At 66.7% G+C, this 13,524-nt stretch carries 11 protein-coding genes; 2 read left to right on the top strand and 9 right to left on the bottom strand.

Annotated features, from left to right (window positions below; translation table 11 throughout):
• Nucleotides 1–83 precede the first annotated feature (83 nt).
• The 9 genes from QMX83_RS15515 to QMX83_RS15475 all read right to left on the bottom strand — a co-directional run bounded on the left by QMX83_RS15515 (nt 84) and on the right by QMX83_RS15475 (nt 11,420).
• Nucleotides 84–2,234, bottom strand: coding sequence for a TonB-dependent receptor (locus QMX83_RS15515; protein WP_282297539.1), 2,151 nt, complete (start codon nt 2,232–2,234; stop codon nt 84–86).
• Between the two features lie 73 nt (nt 2,235–2,307).
• The gene (locus tag QMX83_RS15510) at nt 2,308–3,795 is read right to left on the bottom strand and encodes a M23/M56 family metallopeptidase (protein ID WP_282297538.1); all 1,488 of its coding nucleotides are present in this window, start codon (nt 3,793–3,795) and stop codon (nt 2,308–2,310) included.
• Complete coding sequence (locus tag QMX83_RS15505; RefSeq protein WP_282297537.1) at nt 3,792–4,178, bottom strand: BlaI/MecI/CopY family transcriptional regulator; 387 nt, start codon at nt 4,176–4,178, stop codon at nt 3,792–3,794. Before QMX83_RS15505 ends, QMX83_RS15510 begins: the two co-directional genes overlap by 4 nt.
• A gap of 67 nt (nt 4,179–4,245) precedes the next feature.
• Nucleotides 4,246–5,373 carry a metallophosphoesterase gene (locus QMX83_RS15500; RefSeq protein WP_282297536.1) on the bottom strand — a complete coding sequence of 376 codons (1,128 nt, stop codon included), beginning with the start codon at nt 5,371–5,373 and terminating at the stop codon, nt 4,246–4,248.
• A 68-nt stretch (nt 5,374–5,441) separates the two neighbouring features.
• Nucleotides 5,442–7,667 carry a TonB-dependent siderophore receptor gene (locus QMX83_RS15495; protein WP_282297535.1) on the bottom strand — a complete coding sequence of 742 codons (2,226 nt, stop codon included), beginning with the start codon at nt 7,665–7,667 and terminating at the stop codon, nt 5,442–5,444.
• Between the two features lie 22 nt (nt 7,668–7,689).
• Nucleotides 7,690–8,016, bottom strand: coding sequence for a DUF3325 domain-containing protein (locus QMX83_RS15490; RefSeq protein ID WP_282297534.1), 327 nt, complete (start codon nt 8,014–8,016; stop codon nt 7,690–7,692).
• Nucleotides 8,013–9,590: a PepSY-associated TM helix domain-containing protein gene (locus tag QMX83_RS15485; protein ID WP_282297533.1), complete on the bottom strand. Its 1,578-nt coding sequence runs from the start codon at nt 9,588–9,590 to the stop codon at nt 8,013–8,015. Before QMX83_RS15485 ends, QMX83_RS15490 begins: the two co-directional genes overlap by 4 nt.
• The gene (locus tag QMX83_RS15480) at nt 9,587–9,913 is read right to left on the bottom strand and encodes a hypothetical protein (protein ID WP_282297532.1); all 327 of its coding nucleotides are present in this window, start codon (nt 9,911–9,913) and stop codon (nt 9,587–9,589) included. Before QMX83_RS15480 ends, QMX83_RS15485 begins: the two co-directional genes overlap by 4 nt.
• A gap of 100 nt (nt 9,914–10,013) precedes the next feature.
• The gene (locus tag QMX83_RS15475) at nt 10,014–11,420 is read right to left on the bottom strand and encodes a GGDEF domain-containing protein (RefSeq protein WP_282297531.1); all 1,407 of its coding nucleotides are present in this window, start codon (nt 11,418–11,420) and stop codon (nt 10,014–10,016) included.
• Between the two features lie 201 nt (nt 11,421–11,621).
• On the opposite strand from QMX83_RS15475, the gene QMX83_RS15470 reads away from it, so the two are divergent.
• Together QMX83_RS15470 and gpmA are read left to right on the top strand one after the other, a co-directional pair.
• Nucleotides 11,622–12,626 (top strand): cation diffusion facilitator family transporter, encoded by a 1,005-nt coding sequence (locus QMX83_RS15470; RefSeq protein WP_282297530.1) that lies wholly within the window; start codon nt 11,622–11,624, stop codon nt 12,624–12,626.
• A 66-nt stretch (nt 12,627–12,692) separates the two neighbouring features.
• Nucleotides 12,693–13,442 (top strand): 2,3-diphosphoglycerate-dependent phosphoglycerate mutase, encoded by a 750-nt coding sequence (gpmA, locus tag QMX83_RS15465; RefSeq protein ID WP_282297529.1) that lies wholly within the window; start codon nt 12,693–12,695, stop codon nt 13,440–13,442.
• Nucleotides 13,443–13,524: the final 82 nt, after the last annotated feature.

Here is a 13,524-nt window from a genome sequence, read left to right as displayed (position 1 = left end):
CGTCAATACAGGCGGTGAGCGGCGTAGAGCGGGGCTTGCCCCGCTGATGTTTGCGCGGCGCTTTCAGCGGGGCAAGCCCCGCTCTACAGCGACAGTTCCCATTGCAGGCGCCAGGTGGGGCTTATGCGGCGTTCCCGCTGCAACATCTGCGTGCCATCTTCATCCTGCAGACGCTGGCCCGAAGTCGTATCTGGATGCAGCAGGTTGCCCACGCTGAGCCGCACTTTGTTGCGCGGCCCGAAGGTGCGAACCACATACAGATCCAGCTCGCGATTCCACCCTTCCAGATCCGTCTGCCAGGTACTCACCCGGGTGGCATCGCCGCTGCGCCAGGTAAAGCTGGCCCCGGTGCCCCAGCGCGGATCGATCCGGTAGTCCGCGCCCACTGAACCGGTGAAGCGCAGTTGCCCGTCCAGTCGATTGTCGGGCCCGGGCACGTCCTCCACCCGCGAAGCGTTGTAGGTCGCATTGGCGCGCAGCGTGATATCCGGCGCGTCCGCGACCAGGGCGTGCAAGGGTGCTTTCGCATCCGTCTCGACGCCCCAGCTGCGCGCAGAACCTCCATTGCGGGGTGTCGCCACCCAGCGCCCATCGCGCAAGGTCGTGTCGGTCAGCACCACGTCGCGGATGCGTCGTGCATAGCCGCCGATGCTCCACTGCACGCCGTCCTTTCCCTGCACCTCGTAGGCCAGGTCAATGCCGGTCGCCAGTTCAGGACGCAGTGCGGGATTACCTTGTTCGTCAGGATTCAAGGGCCGGTTGTTGGTGGAGGTGTACGGGCGTGGAATCAACGAACCCAGCGTCGGTGACTTGTAGGTTCGCGTGAGGGCGAGGCGCAGTTGACGATCGCCGTTGCCCGGCAGCTTCCAGCGCGACTGCAGAATGGGCGAGAGCACGCTGTCGGTTTGCCGGACGGGATCGAAGCCACTGCCACTGCTGCGCGTGCTGATGTGCTCCCAACGCGTGCCCAGGTACAGCGACCAGCGTGGGGTCAGTTCGATGTCGTCCTGCGCATACACCGCCACCCGCGCGACCTGTGCATCGAAGGAGAGGTCGCTGATGCTGCCGGGAATACCCGCGATGGGGCGCAACTGCTGGACCCGTTCCTCGTCGCGCTGGTCCAGACTGGCTTCCCAACCTAGTTGCGGTGTGTGCCGGCCACGTGTGGGCAGGGCCCATTTGCCGGTGCTGTTGGCATTGCGGACATTCAGACGCGCGTCGGTGTGGTCGTCCAGGTTCTGCTGGCCCTGCGCGTCCTGGCCTTGTTCGCGATAGCGGTAGCGTTCGTGATTGCCGCCTAGCGCCAGCTTGCTGGTGAAACTGCCGCCGGCGTCCAGCGCATGGGTCCACGTCGCACTGCCGTTGGCCTGCACCAGGTCTATCGTGGTCTGCTGCTGGTACTGGCGGTGCCGCAGTGGCTCGCCCAATTGCGTGTCCCAGTCGATGTCGATGTAGCGCTGGAAGCGGCTGGCGTCGATGTAGGCCTGCAGCGCCAGTGAATCGGCGTTGTCGAAGGTGACCTCGAGGCTGGGGGCGACCACAAGCGCCTCGCGGGTGCCGCTGGCACGGAGGGTGCTCTGGCGGAGTGCCACGGGCTGACCTCCGGCGTCATTCACGCTTTCGGTGGCGGCCTCCTCCACCAGAAATGCACGGCGGGTGGCGGTGGTGGTGATGGTATGGCTGTGGCCGTCGTTGCGGCGGCTGCGCTGCCAGGACACGGACGGTGTGCTGCGACCGTTATTTACGCTCCAGTTCGCGGTGACGGTATCGGAATCACGTTCCGCACCCGACACCAGCACGATGTTCAGCGTTCCGGCGATGGCTTCGCCGCGTACGTCGGCGGTGGGCGCGCGCAGGATCTCCACTCTTTCGACCATGTCCGGGGTCAGCGAATCCAGGTCGAAGCCCAGCGGTGCTTTCTGCCCGTTGATCAGAATCTGCGTGTAGCCGTTGCCGAGCCCACGCAGCGTGACGCCGCCTGGACGCCCAGGTGCACCGGGTACCACGCTGACGCCGGGCAGCCGCTTGAGCGCATCCAACAGCGCGGTATCTCCATGCTGGCGCAGGGCCTGCGCATCGAACACGATGCGTGTGGCACCGTCATCGCGTCGCGCATCGTAGCGCTCGACCTGCACCTGCACGGTGTCGAGGTCGGTCGCAGGTGGCGATTGAGCGGCGGCGGGTGCGGCCAGCAGCGCGGGCAACACCAGCAGGGCAGGGCAACGTGCAGGCATGCAACAACCTCCTGTATCCAGGAAAGCAAAAAATAGGGTGATTTGGGGCTCCGCCCCGTTATCGGGGTCCGCGCTACTGCAGGTGCTTCAGCGGATCCACCCGCTCACCGTTGAACAACAGTTCCCAGTGCAGGTGGGGGCCGGTCACGCGCCCACTTCGTCCACTGCGCGCAATCGGATCGCCGCGCCCGACACGTTGGCCCGGCTGCAGCGAGGTACTGTCCAGGTGCGCGAACAGACTCTGCCAACCGTTGCCATGATCAATCACGACCACCGTGCCGTATTGGTCGCCTTCGGGGTAGTGGGGGGTGGCAGCCAGCACGACGCCGTCGGCCGGTGCCATCACGGGCGTACCCACGCGGGCGGCAAAGTCGGTACCCCGGTGCGCGCGCTGACGGATGCCGCCGTTGTCGCCGAAGTGGCTGTTGATGCGCACCTGCGCGAGCGGCGCACTGAAGCGTTGCTGCGCTGCAGACAGCTGCGGGATCGAGGCCGGAGCCATCGTCACGCTCATGCTGCTGAGGGTGGTCAAGCGAGGCAGCGGAGCCGGAGACAGGACGGCGGCCTGTACAACCGTCATGACCGCACCACTGGCCAGCAGCACCGCGAGCACGGCGACACGGCCTGACCACGCGGTTTGTAGCGCACTGCCACCGCGCAGCATGTGCTGGATACGCAGCTGGTGACCGGCCATGTCGCGGTGGGTCAGCGCGGTCACCGGGCTGGGCGCGCTGCCGTGCCCGGCCAGACGCAGCGCGCCCAGGTAAGCAGCGGCAAAGCTGCGGCCGGCGGCGGCGTCACCGCCCAGTGCCATGGCATCGCAGCGCAGCTCGGCGGCCATCTGCACACGCGCGGCGATACGGCGAACGAAGGGGTTGAACCACAACAGCGCGCCCACCATCGCCATCGCACCGGCGCGTTGCGGATCACCACGCCCCAGGTGCGCGGCTTCATGCCGCAGCACCAGGCGTAGCTGCAGGTCGTTGAAGTGGTGCAGTGCACTTTCAGGCAGCACGATGGTCGGTCGCGGCCAACGTACGGCGAACGGGGTCATCGCGTGTGACGTGAGCCGCACCGTGATGCCCTGCGCGCGCAGAGCACGCGCCTGCTGGGTGCTGGCGGAGCCAGGCCAGCTGGAAGGGTCCATGACCTCCGATGCGTCGCGCACAACCTGGTATGCGGCCCAGCTTCCGGCGAGCAGGCGGAACAGCGCCAGTGCCGAACCCAGCAGCCAGGCCGCCATCAGCACAGCCCCGAGTGAGGGCCAGCCCTGCCCGGGCGAGACGACTGCGTTGAGGGTCGTTGCCGGGGTTTCCAAGGCCAGCGGAAGCGGCAGCGCAACCGGCAGTGCCGACAGTGGGACCGGAGCCAGGCCCGCGAGGAGCACCGAGAGCATGGGGGGAAGCACTGCCAGACACCATGCACCGAACCACACGCCTGGGGTCGCCGTGGTTTGCGGCCACAGCCGCTGCACCATGCGGCCAAGGGCCAGTGCGAGCGCGGCGCTGGCCACGCTGCCCAGCGCGAAGAGAATCCACGTGTGGAGGGACAGCGCGCTCATGCGGCGTCGTCCGGGTCAGGCGCGTGCAGCAACGCCTCCAGCTGCTGCAGTTCCTGTTCGCTCAACAGGCGGCTGTCGGCGAAAGCCTGCACCGGCAACGCGCCGTCGAGTTCCAGCACGCGGCGGGCGAAGTCCGCGCTCAAGGCCGCCAGCGTGGCGACCTTGCCGACCTGGGCGCGGTAGACATTGAGGCCGTGTTCGCTGGTTTCCGTCACCAGCCCCTTGTCGACCATGCGTTCCAACGTCTTGCGCGTGGAGGAGTAGGACCAGTCCAGGCTGGCCGCAATGCCGTTGTGCAGTTCGCGGGCACTGCAGGCGTCGAGTCGCCACAGGCACTTGAGCAGTTCCAGCTCGGCGTTGGAAGGGGTGGGTGGACGGACCATGGCGGACGCCTGATGGATGTGGTGTCGCAAGTGTGCGACATGTGTCGCACGTGGCGCAACCCCACCCTCAATCCGAGGTGCCGATCACCCCTTCGGCCAGCGGCACCCGTGAGCCGTCCAGCAGGCCGCGGCTGAGCACGCCGTCCTCGATGAACAGTAATTCGCCGTTCTCGCCGTTCTTGATGCTGCTGTCGATCGCGATGATGCGGTCACCATGGAACGTGCTCACGTGCGGCATCGATGTATGCCCGACCACGATCCGCTTCAGCGCCAACTCCTTCAGCAGGGCATCCACCTGCGGCGTGTCCATGCGTCCATCGAAGTAGCCGCGGAACCAGATCGGACTGGTCTTGCCATCAAACAGGCGCGCGCTGTCCGGCGCGGCCTTGACCTGTTCGCGGGGCAGGCCGAGTGAGGCCTGGTACAGCGCATTGGTGGCGTCCAGCGCCTGCACCAGATCCACGTTCTCAGCAGAAATGCCACCGTGCAGGAACAGGGTATCGCCGATCTGCAGCAGGGCCGGGCGGGTGCGCAGCCATTGGCCGATCACCGAATCGGTGGCGTACAACCCCGGATAGGTGCGGCCGAGCAGGCGTGCGCTCTTGAGGTACTTCGGATTGACGTAGCGCAGGTCGCGGTACAGCACCATGGTTTCGTGGTTGCCCAGCACGAAGTGCACCGCGCCGCCGGCATCGGCTGCCTGCTGTTGCAGGCTGTACAACAACCAGAAGGCTTCAGTGACCTGCGGCCCGCGGTCGAACACATCGCCGGCGATGACCAGGGTGTCGGTGCCCAGCGACCAGCGGTCCTGGTCGTCGATCACGTGATGCGCGCGCAGCAGTTGCACCAGCAGGCCGTACTGGCCATGGATGTCGGACAGCGCGACGATGCGTGGTACGGCCGGCAATCGCGCGGGCGCGAGGGCTAGCAGGGGGCCGATGTTCACCGCATGGGGATAGCCGCATTCAGGCAGTACCACGGTGGTGGTGCCGCGCGCGGGCAGGTCCCGCCGCACCACATGGTCGTCGCACACCCACTGCGCCTGATGGCCGTTGCCGGTCAGAAACACATAGGGGCCGTCAGCATCAACGTGCTCCGCTGGAGCGGCGACCTCGCGGGCGCTGACCGGCAGGCTGGCGATCAGCAGTGCGCCGAACAGCAGGCCGGCAGAGGTGAAACGGGTACGCAGGGACATCAGGGCATTCCAGAAAGACGGACAGGCGGCACTGGGCCGCCTGTCCTATCGTACCGGGTCCGGTGCGGTCAGAAATTCGCGCGCAGGTTGAACAACACCCGACGCGGCTCACCCCAGTAGCCGGCGTTGAAGAAGCCGACATTCCGGTAGTACACCTTGTCGAACACATTGGTCACGGTCACGCCCACACTCATGTGGTCGTTGATCCGGTAACGCCCCATCAGATCAAACAGCATGTAGCCGCCCTGGCGCATCTTGCCGGTGGCGGTGACCGGCGCACCGGCCGCGGTGTAGCGGCCGGTGGGAATGGGCTGCAGCTGGTAGATTTCGCTTTGAACCGTGAAACCACCGCCGACCATCCAGTCACCGCGACGATACGTGGTGTTGAAGCGCGCCAGCTGCATCGGGCTGGTGCTGGCGAAGCGGCTGCCGTCCGGGTTGGTGCTGTAGGCGTAGGTGTAGCCGCCGGTCATGCTCCAGTGGTCGGTGATCGAGCCGGAGACCTCGAACTCCGCACCGTTGGTCTCGATGCCCTTGCTGGCGATGTACGGCACGCTGCCGTCGGGCAGGATCACGTCGGCTCCGGCCGGGTCACGCGTGGCCACGTTGTCCTGCTTCATGTAGAAGCCATTGAGCGAGCCGTACAGGCGGCCACCGAAGAACTCGCCCTTGAAGCCGTACTCGTAGTTGCTGCCGGTCACCGGATCCAGCAGCTGGTTGTTGATGTCGCGCAGCGCGGTGGCCTGGAACACGTCCGAGTAGCTGGCAAAGGCGGTGATGCTGCTGCTCAGGTCATACAGCACGCCCAGGTACGGCGTGGGCTCGTGCGCGGTGGTGCGTGCGCTGCGGCCGGTGAAATTGCCGTTGACGTCGAAGTTGTCGGTGGTGGTGCGGTAGTCCGAGTAGCGCACGCCGGCGATCACCTTCAGCGGGTCGATCGGGTTCAGGCGCGCGGCGGCGTAGTAGCCCGTCTCCGTGGTGTTGACCGTGCTGGAGGGAATGCCGTAGTTGAACGTGGTCGGTTTGCCGATGTTGCCGTCCCAGCTGAAGATGCTGGGGAAGGCGGCCACGTTGTACGGGCGCGAGGTGATGCCGGCGCGGATGGTGTCCAGGTCACGGTTATAGTGATTCACACCCACGACCAGTTCGTGCTGGCGGCCGAACAGCTGGAACGGGCCGGAGGCGTACAGGTCGAAGGCGTCTTCGCGGGTTTCCGATACCGAGTAGGTGTCGGCAATGCGCAGGCCCAGGCCGGTGACCGGGTCGGCCCAGTTGCCGGTGTTGGAGCCGGCCAGCAGCAGCGAGTCGGTGTCGGTGGCGCGGTGGTTGTAGGCGATGCGACCACTCCAGCCTGCGCCCAGTTGCTGTTCCAGGGTGAGGAAGTAATTGGTGCTTTCCCGGTTCCATTCGTTCCAGCGTGCGGCGGCGCTGTAGGAGCGCGGCATCACCGCGCGGCTGCCGTCGCGGAAGTACAGCGGCGAGGCGCTCCAGGCACCGCCGTCCGAGGCGGTCTTGAGGTAGTCGATACCGGCACGCAGGCGGGTGCTGTCGGTCAGGTCGGCCTCGATCACGCCGTACAGGCTGGGCGAGGTGTCGTGCTGGAAGCGCACCCAGCTTTCCTTGTCGGTGTAAGCCCCGACAAAGCGACCGCGTACGCGCCCGCCGGAGGTGAGCGGGCCGCCCACGTCCACTTCAGCACGTCGGTAATCCCAGGAACCTGCACTCAGGCTGGTGCTGGCCTGGAAGGTGTCCGTGGGGCGCTTGCGCACCATGTTGACCGTCGCCGACGGGTTGCCCGAGCCGGTCACCAGGCCGCTGGCACCGCGCACGATTTCAATGCGCTCGTAGATCGAGGTGTCACTCAGGATCGAGTTGCCACCCGCACCCGTGGTGTAGTTGGTGGGCACGCCGTCAAACATGAAGTTGTTGATGGTGAAGCCACGCGCGTTGAACAGCGTGCGGTTGCTGTCATAGGACTGCACGGTGACGCCCGGGGTCTGCTGCAGCACCTCGGCGATGGTGATCAGGTTGAAGTCCTCGATCCGCTGGCGGGTGAACACGGTCAGCGACTGCGGGGTTTCGCGCAGGGTGAGTGGCAGCTTGGTGGCGGTGTTGGTGCCATAGACCTGGTAGCCCTCGGTGCGCTGGGTGACCAGCACCTTGTCCAGTTCGGTGGTGGTCGGCGCGTTGGCGGCGCTCTGCGCCTGTACCAGCGACGGCATCGCAGTGGCCAGAGCCAGGCACAGCGCAAGGGTGTTCCGGCGCGGTGCGCCGGTCAGGGAGTAACGGGACATGAGGACCTCGACGTAACGGATATCAGGAATCGGAATCGCGCGGGGCGCGGGCGGGCAGAGCGCCTGGCGAAGGACGCGCACGCGGTGCGGTCCGGTAGCTGAGCCACAACAACGGGGGGGCGGCACCGGCAGCGAGCACGCCCAGGCCGGCGATGACGCCGTAGACCAGGCCCCAGCCGGCGATGCTGCAGATGACGGAGGCCAGCACGGCGACCCATCCCGCGGCCCGCAGACCGAGGCGGCGCGACGACGTCGGCAGCACGCCGAACACATCGCGATGATGGCGGTCCATTGAAACGGCCAAGCCGAGGAAACCGGCCACGGCCAGCAGCCATGCCAACCCGGTCACGCGCCGACCTCGCCTGCGCTCAGCGGCGCACTGCGCGGCGCGCGGGCGCGTCGCTGCACGGGGACATGACGGTGCACCTTGCGGGCCGCCCATAGCAGCGCGATGCCCAGCAGCGCGAGCCCGAGGTCCATGCCACCTCGGGCGGCGTCGCCCATGGCGAACCAGGCAAACAGTCCGCCGTTCCATACCAGTAGATTGAACACGGGCAGCAGCAGCGCCAGCCCGCCCGCCACCGCCAGTTGCTCGACCCAGGCGCGGCGCGGTGCACGCAGGCTGGCATGCAGCAGGCACAACGCCCACGCGGCGAAGAACACGCTGATCTCGGCCTGGGCGCGGGCGTCCAGACTGACCGGCAGCAGCCGGTTGCCCCACAGGAACGCCAGCATCGCCAGTGGCGGGCCGGCAACGAAACCGATGTTCATGCGCTCGACAAAGCGGAACGCGCGCGGTGGCTGGGCGGGATCGGGCAGCTGCTCACGCCGCTTCACCGTCCACAGCACCAGCCCGGTGGCGACCATCAGCGTGCCCGCCACGCCGGACAGGAAGAACAGCCAGCGCATCAGCGTGGGAGCGAAGCGCGCGGCATGCAGGCCGATCATGCCGTCGCGGGTGAACACCGCCGCCGAGCGCGTGGTGGCCGGACCCATCAGCGCACCCTGGGCGTCATAACGCAGCGCTTCGCCGTTGTCGGCAATGCGGTCGCCACTGTCACGGCGGAAGGTGATGCGCATGGCCGCGTCGCCGGGATGGTCGACCAGCACTGATCCGGCATGGCCGTACCCCCATTGCTGCTGTGCGCTGTCCATCAGCGTTGTCAGTGCCGGCGTCACCACGCGCTGCCCCGCAGGCTGCACCTTGGCCTCGCGTGGAAACAGCTCGGCGAAGAATGCATCGCGGCTGCCGAAGTTGGCCTGCACCGCCCACGGCATGTACACCGTCATCAAGGTGATCAGGCCGGTATAGGTGATCATCAGATGGAATGGCAGCGACAGCACCGCCAGCGCGTTGTGGCCGTCCAGCCAGCTGCGCTGCCCCTTGCCACGCCGGAAGCTGAAGAAGTCGGCGAAGATCTTCTTGTGGGTGATCACCCCGCTGATGATCGCCACCAGCATGAACACCGTGCAGAAACAAACGAACCAGCGCGCCCACAGCGCCGGCACGTAGTGCAGGTCGAAGTGCAGGCGGTAGAAGAAATCGCCACCGCGTGTGTCGCGCGCCTGCACCGGGTTGCCGCTGGCATCCAGCGTGGCCTGCCAGGGATTGGGCTGGCCACGCTTCGGCTCGGGCGCGTCCTTGGGCTGCCAGCGCACGGTGGTGGCATTGCTGCGGGAACCGGGTAGTTCAATCGACCAGCGCGACGCATCGGGTGCGGTACGCGCAAGGAACGACTGTGCCTGTTCCAGCGCGATGCCGGTCGTGGCCGGCAGCCCCAGTTCCGGCTGCATCCAGCGGGTGAGCTCGTTCCGCCAGTAGCTGGCGGTGCCGGCAATGAAGATCAGGTACAGCACCCAGCCGACCACCAGCCCGGACCAGGTATGCAGCACCGCCTGTGACTTACGGAACCCCTGGCTCATGCGAATCCCAGCAGGTGCAGTACGGCGGGTGTTGCGCCGAGCGCGATTGCCGTGGTCAATCCCAGTACCGCACGCAGGGTGCTGCGCGCAGCATAGGTCCAGATCGCAGCGAGCGCGTAGACCACAAACGACGCCATGGTGGCGACGAGTGCGGCGTCAGCGGCGTCGCCCGGCAGCATGCGCGCCAGGCCGTCGGCCCAGGCCGCCGCCACGGCATAGCCGCCGATCAGCGCCAGCAGCCCACGCGCCCACAGCTGGGCATTGCCCGTGCGGCGGGAGGAGGTGCGCCGGGCAGGCGGTACGGAGGACGGGGCGGTGGACATCGGGGATGTCGTTGAGAACGGCGTGGCAATTGCGACTCACTATTATTTGAGATCGTCGCATGGGGCGTATCCCCCGATTGGGGGATGCCACGACCCACGGTCAGCGGCGGTGCTGCATGCGCCGGTCGGGGGCAGGGGGCAGGTCGTCGCTGGCCAGCACCACCCGGTTGCGGCCGCGCTTCTTGGCCTCGTACATGGCCGCGTCGGCGCGCGCCATCAGATGCTCGAAATCCGGATGCTCGTCGTGTGCTGCCACGCCGATACTGGCGGTGAGCGCCAGTTCCTGGCCGCTGGGCAGGGTGAGCGGGCTGCGCGCGATATGTCCACGCAGGTTCTCGGCAATGGAGACGGCCTGGTCGACGGTGGCCGCCACCAGCACGATCACGAACTCCTCGCCGCCGTAGCGGAAAAGATAATCGCTGCCACGGGTGAACTGGCTGAGCAGGCCGGCCACGTGCTGCAGGGCGCGGTCGCCACCGTCGTGGCCGTGGGTGTCGTTGATCACCTTGAAGTGGTCCAGGTCCAGCAGCAGGACCGCGAACGGCGTATGCGAACTGCTCGCCAGTTCGATCTCACGCCGCAGCACGGTGGGCAGGAAGCGACGGTTGAGCAGGTGGGTCAGCGCGTCGCTGCCGGCATCAAGTTCACCCACCCGCTCAAACAGCATGCCGAGCAGGGTGCGGATCTGCTCCAGCTTCTTGCGGATGTGCAGCAGGGCGCGCATGCGGGTACGGAAATCGGTGTGGGTCAGCGCATCGGGCAAGCGCGCGTCGATGCGCTTGATCAGCGCATCGATCTGCGAGGTTTCGCTGCTTTCGCCGAAGCTGGGACGGCCCTTGTGGGTGAACCATAGTCCAAATTCGGACTCGGCCAGCCACGCGCCTTCCGTTTCTGCACGTTGACTGGCCATGGCGTACAGCAGGCCGTTTTCCCAGTCCAGCAGCAAGGCCCGCTGGCGCTCGCGTTCGGTGCTGACGTTCTGCACCAGCGAGAACAGCCGGTAGGCCGAATCGGTGCGCGCCGAGCGCTCGCGTGCATGCGCATAGGCCAGGGTCATGCCTTCCATGGCGATGTCGATCACCGCGCTGAGTGCGTTGATCGCGCGGAAGGCGATGTCAGCACTCGACGCACGTTCCTGCAGCTCGGCGAACAGGTGTCGCTTGAGCACGCGTGCGCCGCGCGTTACCAGATCCACCGGGATGCCGACGCGGGCGTGTACGTCGCCGATCACCCGCTGCGCGGCCACGCTGGCGGGCACAGTTGCGGGAATCGTCATCAGCAGTTGTTGCAGCCAGCGCTGCATCGACGGCTGCAGATGCTGGCGGACCTGGTCGTGTGAGAGATAGCGCGCGGCGCGCGGATCTTCCAGCAGTACCGCATAGAAGTTCTCCGCCAGCGCGGGCGCGACTTCAGGGGCCATCTGCTGCATCAGTGCCATCGCCTCCGCGCCGGCTTCCTGCAGGCTGAGCTGCCAGGCGGCGATCAACGCCTGGCTGGCGCGGTCCATCGATATCGTGTGCACGGAACTGTGACCTATGACTCAAAACATCAGTATCGGTGGCTGACCGCAAAGATGTAGGCGAAGTTGTCGCACCTGCGACGATTGGTCGCGCCCCGGGGGCGTCATTCCTGCAATGTTATAAACACCGTAATAGTCTCCTCACGCCCGGCCGCGCTAGCCTGTAGTCCTTGCACAGGAGCTGTAGCCATGGGTCACGACCACGATCATCTGCCCAGCGAAATCCGCCACGAGAAACCCTTGTGGTGGGCGCTGGGGCTGACCAGTACGTTCCTGCTGGTGGAGGTGGTGGGTGCCTTCTGGACCAACAGCCTGGCGTTGCTGTCCGACGCGGCGCACATGGCCACCGACACGCTGGCGCTGATGATCGCGTTGGTCGCGGTGCGGCTGAGCCGGCGGCCGCCAGACGCACGTCGCACCTATGGGTATGCGCGCCTGGAAGCGCTGGGTGCGATGGTCAACGGGGCGCTGCTGTTCGTGGTGGCCGCGTACATCCTCTGGGAAGCCATCGCGCGCTTCCGCCAGCCGGTTGAGATCGCCTCCACCGGCATGCTGGTGATCGCCGCGATTGGTCTGGCGATCAATCTGATCTCGATGCGCCTGCTGCAAGCGGGCAGCGGCGAGAGCCTCAATGTGAAGGGGGCTTACCTGGAAGTGTGGGCCGACATGCTGGGTTCGGTGGCGGTCATCGTGGGCGCGCTGCTGATCCGCTGGACCGGCTGGAAGGTGATCGATCCCATTCTGGCGGTGTTGATCGGCCTGTGGGTGCTGCCGCGCACCTGGGTGCTGATGCGCGAAGCCATCAATGTGCTGCTGGAAGGCGTGCCCAAGGGCATCCAGGTGGATGCGGTGCGCGCGCGCCTGTGTGCCCATCCTGATGTCCGCGACGTGCACGATCTGCACGTATGGGCGCTGGCGTCCAGCACGCCGGCACTGACCGCTCACGTGGTGATGGCCGACGGCGTGGACGCCGACGGCCTGCGCCGCCAGCTCGGCAGCGCGCTGCATGAGGACTTCGGCATCGACCACGTAACGCTGCAGGTCGAAGTGGACCATTGCGGGGATGACTGCGCGGACGGCAAGCCGGCAGCTGGCCACGGACACGACCACGACCACGGCGGGCACACGCACGACCATGGCTCCTCGCGGCGCAGGCCCGATGCCCAGGGCCACCACGGCCACCCGCACGCCTGAGCAGGGCAGGGGGCACGGTTGCCGCTACAATGGCGGTCTGCCTTGCCACCTGTTGGAGATACTGCAGTGACCCGGAAACTCGTACTGTTGCGCCACGGCCAGAGCCAGTGGAACCTGGACAACCGCTTCACCGGCTGGGTGGACGTGGAACTGACCGAACAGGGTCGCCGCGAGGCCGCCGCCGCCGGCAAGCTGATGCGCGACGAAGGCCTGCAGTTCGACGTGGCCCACACCTCGGTGCTCAAGCGCGCCATCCACACCTTGCAGGGTGCTCTGGCCGAGCTGGACCAGGACTGGCTGCCGGTGAGCAAGAGCTGGCGTCTGAACGAGCGTCATTACGGCGGCCTGCAGGGCCTGGACAAGGCCGAAACCGCTGCCAAGCACGGCGAGGACCAGGTCAAGATCTGGCGCCGCTCGTACGACATCCCGCCGCCGCCGATGGACCTGGAAGACCCGGGCCACCCGATCCATGACCGCCGTTACGCCGGCCTGGACCGCAACGCGCTGCCGGGCACCGAGTCGCTGGCCACCACGCTCGACCGCGTGCTGCCGTACTGGTTCGATTCGATCGCTCCGCAGCTCAAGGACGGCAAGACCGTGCTCGTCACCGCCCACGGCAACTCGCTGCGCGCGCTGTACAAGTACCTCAACAACGTCTCCCAGGAGGCCATCCTGGAATTGAACATTCCGACCGGCATTCCGCTGCTGTTCGAACTGAACGACGACCTCACCGTGCAGTCGTTCCGTTACCTGGGCGACCCGGAAGCCGCACGCAAGGCGGCCGAGGCCGTGGCGAACCAAGGAAAGGCCAAGTAACCCCCCGGTCCGTGGTAATGGCCCCGTAGAGCCACGCCCTGCGTGGCTGCGACTGCGTTTGCCACCGCGAAGCCACGCAGGG

Origin of the sequence: Stenotrophomonas sp. PS02289 (assembly GCF_029960115.1) — a bacterium.
Classification (GTDB): domain Bacteria; phylum Pseudomonadota; class Gammaproteobacteria; order Xanthomonadales; family Xanthomonadaceae; genus Stenotrophomonas.
This window is presented reverse-complemented; position numbering and strand designations above follow the sequence as displayed.

Excerpts from the sequence above, each read along its gene's own strand:
- QMX83_RS15515 (WP_282297539.1), bottom strand. The coding sequence starts at position 2,234 with ATGCCTGCACGTTGCCCTGCCCTGCTGGTGTTGCCCGCGCTGCTGGCC.
- QMX83_RS15510 (WP_282297538.1), bottom strand. The coding sequence starts at position 3,795 with ATGAGCGCGCTGTCCCTCCACACGTGGATTCTCTTCGCGCTGGGCAGC.
- QMX83_RS15505 (WP_282297537.1), bottom strand. The coding sequence starts at position 4,178 with ATGGTCCGTCCACCCACCCCTTCCAACGCCGAGCTGGAACTGCTCAAG.
- QMX83_RS15500 (WP_282297536.1), bottom strand. The coding sequence starts at position 5,373 with ATGTCCCTGCGTACCCGTTTCACCTCTGCCGGCCTGCTGTTCGGCGCA.
- QMX83_RS15495 (WP_282297535.1), bottom strand. The coding sequence starts at position 7,667 with ATGTCCCGTTACTCCCTGACCGGCGCACCGCGCCGGAACACCCTTGCG.
- QMX83_RS15485 (WP_282297533.1), bottom strand. The coding sequence starts at position 9,590 with ATGAGCCAGGGGTTCCGTAAGTCACAGGCGGTGCTGCATACCTGGTCC.
- QMX83_RS15480 (WP_282297532.1), bottom strand. The coding sequence starts at position 9,913 with ATGTCCACCGCCCCGTCCTCCGTACCGCCTGCCCGGCGCACCTCCTCC.
- QMX83_RS15475 (WP_282297531.1), bottom strand. The coding sequence starts at position 11,420 with ATGGACCGCGCCAGCCAGGCGTTGATCGCCGCCTGGCAGCTCAGCCTG.
- QMX83_RS15470 (WP_282297530.1), top strand. The coding sequence starts at position 11,622 with ATGGGTCACGACCACGATCATCTGCCCAGCGAAATCCGCCACGAGAAA.